The sequence below is a fragment of the Lactobacillus xujianguonis genome, from assembly GCF_004009905.1.
GTDB classification, from domain to species: Bacteria; Bacillota; Bacilli; order Lactobacillales; family Lactobacillaceae; genus Lactobacillus; species Lactobacillus xujianguonis.
Genome location: NZ_ML136921.1, coordinates 1 through 5,003 on the forward strand (window position 1 = coordinate 1; position 5,003 = coordinate 5,003).

The window sequence follows — 5,003 nt, forward strand, 5'->3', positions numbered from 1 at the left end:
GAGCACGGCAGCTACCTACCCTCGCAGGCAGTCTCCCACCAACTACTCTCGGCGTTAAGAAGCTTAACTTCCGTGTTCGGCATGGGAACGGGTGTATCCTTCTTGCTATCGCCACCGCACTCTTTTCTTGAGCTACTACGCTCAAAACTAAATATAATCCCTCTCGCAAAAACCTCAGATCGTTTCGCTTTGGTCAAGTGCTCGACTGATTAGTACTGGTCCGCTCCATTCTTCACAGAACTTCCACTCCCAGCCTATCTACCTCATCGTCTTTGAGGTGTCTTACTGCTTGCGCATTGGAAATCTCATCTTGAGGGGGGCTTCGCACTTAGATGCTTTCAGCGCTTATCCCTTCCGCACATAGCTACCCAGCGATGCCTTTGGCAAGACAACTGGTACACCAGCGGTGCGTCCATCCCGGTCCTCTCGTACTAAGGACAGCTCCTCTCAAATTTCCTACGCCCACGACGGATAGGGACCGAACTGTCTCACGACGTTCTGAACCCAGCTCGCGTGCCGCTTTAATGGGCGAACAGCCCAACCCTTGGGACCGACTTCAGCCCCAGGATGCGACGAGCCGACATCGAGGTGCCAAACCTCCCCGTCGATGTGAACTCTTGGGGGAGATAAGCCTGTTATCCCCAGGGTAGCTTTTATCCGTTGAGTGATGGCCCTTCCATGCGGTACCACCAGATCACTAAGCCCGACTTTCGTCCCTGCTCGAGTTGTCTCTCTCGCAGTCAAGCTCCCTTATACCTTTACACTCTGCGAATGATTTCCAACCATTCTGAGGGAACCTTTGGGCGCCTCCGTTACACTTTAGGAGGCGACCGCCCCAGTCAAACTGCCTACCTGACACTGTCCCTGATGCCGCTTAGGCACCGCGGTTAGAGCATCCATCAAACAAGGGTAGTATCCCAACATTGCCTCCGATAAAACTAGCGTCCTATCTTCTCAGGCTCCTACCTATCCTGTACATGTTTAACAGATACTCAATATCAAGCTACAGTGAAGCTCCATGGGGTCTTTCCGTCCTGTCGCGGGTAACCCGCATCTTCACGGGTATTATAATTTCACCGAGTCTCTCGTTGAGACAGTGCCCAAATCATTACACCTTTCGTGCAGGTCGGAACTTACCCGACAAGGAATTTCGCTACCTTAGGACCGTTATAGTTACGGCCGCCGTTTACTGGGGCTTCAATTCAGACCTTCGCCTAAGCTAAGTCCTCCTCTTAACCTTCCAGCACCGGGCAGGTGTCAGCCCCTATACGTCGTCTTACGACTTTGCAGAGACCTGTGTTTTTGATAAACAGTTGTTTGGGCCTATTCACTGCGGCTGATCTTGCGATCAGCACCCCTTCTCCCGAAGTTACGGGGTCATTTTGCCGAGTTCCTTAACGAGAGTTCTCTCGCTCACCTTAGTGTTCTCCACTTGACTACCTGTGTCGGTTTGCGGTACGGGTACGTTCTCTCTGGCTAGAAGCTTTTCTTGGCAGTGTGACTACCAGACCTTCGCTACTTTAACTTCGCTCCGCTTCACGACTTGTGCTTTTCGAAAGCAAGCATTTGACTCACTTCCACACTTATCGCTTGCACATGGCTTCCAGCGCCATGCGTCCTTCGCCTCCTGCGTCCCTCCTTCGCTCATAACGATTGAACGCAGTACAGGAATTTCTACCTGTTATCCATCGACTACGCCTCTCGGCCTTGCCTTAGGTCCCGACTTACCCTGGGCGGACGAGCCTGCCCCAGGAAACCTTAGTCTTCCGGCGGATAGGATTCTCACCTATCTTTCGCTACTCATACCGGCATTCTCACTTCTAAGCGCTCCAACTATCCTCTCGATTAGCCTTCGCCGCACCTAGAACGCTCTCCTACCACGCATCTTTCGATGCATCCACAGTTTCGGTACTATGCTTAGCCCCGGTAAATTTTCGGCGCAGCGCCACTCGACTAGTGAGCTATTACGCACTCTTTGAATGATGGCTGCTTCTGAGCCAACGTCCTAGTTGTCTACGCAACTCCACATCCTTTTCCACTTAGCATAGATTTGGGGACCTTAACTGGTGATCTGGGCTGTTTCCCTTTCGACTACGGATCTTATCACTCGCAGTCTGACTCCCGTGTATGGATATCTGGAATTCGCAGTTTATCTGGACTTAGTAACCCCTGACGGGCCCCTTGTCCAAACAGAGCTCTACCTCCATTATCCTCTCCCACGAGGCTAGCCCTAAAGCTATTTCGGAGAGAACCAGCTATCTCCAAGTTCGTTTGGAATTTCACCGCTACCCACAACTCATCCCCGCAATTTTTAACTTACGTGGGTTCGGTCCTCCAGTGCGTTTTACCGCACCTTCAACCTGGTCATGGGTAGGTCACTTGGTTTCGGGTCTACATCAAATAACTTTTCGCCCTATTCAGACTCGCTTTCGCTGCGGCTCCGTCTTTTCTCACTTAACCTCGCTATTTAACGTAACTCGCCGGTTCATTCTACAAAAGGCACGCCATTACACTTTAATGTGCTCTGACTACTTGTAGGCACACGGTTTCAGGTTCTCTTTCACTCCCCTTCCGGGGTTCTTTTCACCTTTCCCTCACGGTACTGGTTCACTATCGGTCACTAGCTAGTATTTAGCCTTGCGAGATGGTCCTCGCGGATTCAAACGGGATTCCTCGTGTCCCGCCCTACTCAGGATCCTGCTCGGCTTGCTTCCGATTTCGCTTACGGGGCTCTCACCCTCTCTGGCATGTCTTCCCAGACATTTCAACTATCTTTCGCAATACCTTATTGCAGTCCTACAACCCCAAATGATAAATCATCTGGTTTAGGCTCTTTCCTCTTCGCTCGCCGCTACTAAGGAAATCGATTTTTCTTTCTCTTCCTGCAGCTACTTAGATGTTTCAGTTCACTGCGTCTTCCTTTAAATACCTTAACAGTATTTAATGATGCATCTCCTGCACCGGGTTCCCCCATTCGGATATCTCCGGATCACTGCGTACTTACCGCTCCCCGAAGCTTTTCGTAGTTCGTCACGTCCTTCTTCGGCTGCTAGTGCCTAGGCATTCACCGTGCGCCCTTTTCTACTTGACCTTACTCAAGAATCTCTCTTCTCGGTCGCTCTACAATCTGTTCAATGATTGTCTCGGTTTTTGCTTGGATTATATTCAGTTTTCAATGTACTATCTCCTTGAGAGCTAATGCCCTCAAAACTAAACAAAGTTTCTCAGTGTGCTTCCGCTTGCTTTAGTGGCTTCTCTTAGTATCTCTACTCTCCGCCACCTCTGCTTCCTTAGAAAGGAGGTGATCCAGCCGCAGGTTCTCCTACGGCTACCTTGTTACGACTTCACCCCAGTCATCTGCCCTGCCTTAGACGGCTCCTTCCCGAAGGTTAGGCCACCGGCTTTGGGCATTGCAGACTTCCATGGTGTGACGGGCGGTGTGTACAAGGCCCGGGAACGTATTCACCGCGGCGTGCTGATCCGCGATTACTAGCGATTCCAGCTTCGTGTAGGCGAGTTGCAGCCTACAGTCCGAACTGAGAACAGCTTTCAGAGATTCGCTTGCCTTCACAGGTTCGCTCCTCGTTGTACTGCCCATTGTAGCACGTGTGTAGCCCAGGTCATAAGGGGCATGATGACTTGACGTCGTCCCCACCTTCCTCCGGTTTGTCACCGGCAGTCTCATTAGAGTGCCCAACTTAATGCTGGCAACTAATAACAAGGGTTGCGCTCGTTGCGGGACTTAACCCAACATCTCACGACACGAGCTGACGACAGCCATGCACCACCTGTCTTGGTGTCCCCGAAGGGAACGCCTAATCTCTTAGGTTTGCACCAGATGTCAAGACCTGGTAAGGTTCTTCGCGTTGCTTCGAATTAAACCACATGCTCCACCGCTTGTGCGGGCCCCCGTCAATTCCTTTGAGTTTCAACCTTGCGGTCGTACTCCCCAGGCGGAGTGCTTAATGCGTTAGCTGCAGCACTGAGAGGCGGAAACCTCCCAACACTTAGCACTCATCGTTTACGGCATGGACTACCAGGGTATCTAATCCTGTTCGCTACCCATGCTTTCGAGCCTCAGCGTCAGTTACAGACCAGAGAGCCGCCTTCGCCACTGGTGTTCTTCCATATATCTACGCATTCCACCGCTACACATGGAGTTCCACTCTCCTCTTCTGCACTCAAGAAAAACAGTTTCTGATGCACTTCCTCGGTTAAGCCGAGGGCTTTCACATCAGACTTATTTCTCCGCCTGCGCTCGCTTTACGCCCAATAAATCCGGACAACGCTTGCCACCTACGTATTACCGCGGCTGCTGGCACGTAGTTAGCCGTGACTTTCTGGTTGATTACCGTCAAATAAAGGCCAGTTACTACCTCTATCCTTCTTCACCAACAACAGAGCTTTACGATCCGAAAACCTTCTTCACTCACGCGGCGTTGCTCCATCAGGCTTTCGCCCATTGTGGAAGATTCCCTACTGCTGCCTCCCGTAGGAGTTTGGGCCGTGTCTCAGTCCCAATGTGGCCGATCAGTCTCTCAACTCGGCTATGCATCGTCGCCTTGGTAAGCCGTTACCTTACCAACTAGCTAATGCACCGCGGGTCCATCCTTTAGCGACAGCTTACGCCGCCTTTTAAGCTAGTGCCATGCAGCACTAGTTGTTATCCGGTATTAGCACCTGTTTCCAAGTGGTATCCCAGACTTAAGGGCAGGTTACCCACGTGTTACTCACCCATCCGCCGCTCGCGTCCGAAACGTCATTACCGAAGTAAATCTGTTAGTTCTGCTCGCTCGACTTGCATGTATTAGGCACGCCGCCAGCGTTCGTCCTGAGCCAGGATCAAACTCTCATTTTTTAAATAATTGTTTGAAATGACTTCATTTCGATTTCTTAAGATCTTTGTCTCAAGATTTATTGCTTGCGAATTGACTTCGCTTCTTTGTTTGGGTTTTTACACCCGCACACTTTTAGCGAAACTTTGTTCAGTTTTCAAAGTACTA

General features: G+C 50.8%; 3 rRNA genes. All 3 read right to left on the reverse strand.

Annotated elements, in window-relative coordinates:
* Nucleotides 1-2: 2 nt before the first annotated feature.
* Nucleotides 3-119: ribosomal RNA gene (gene rrf, locus EJK17_RS10890) — 5S ribosomal RNA — on the reverse strand.
* Between the two features lie 70 nt (nt 120-189).
* A 23S ribosomal RNA gene (locus EJK17_RS10895) occupies nt 190-3,091 on the reverse strand.
* Nucleotides 3,092-3,294: 203 nt separating this feature from the next.
* Nucleotides 3,295-4,858: ribosomal RNA gene (locus EJK17_RS10900) — 16S ribosomal RNA — on the reverse strand.
* Together the 16S, 23S and 5S rRNA genes form the textbook arrangement of a ribosomal RNA operon.
* Nucleotides 4,859-5,003: the final 145 nt, after the last annotated feature.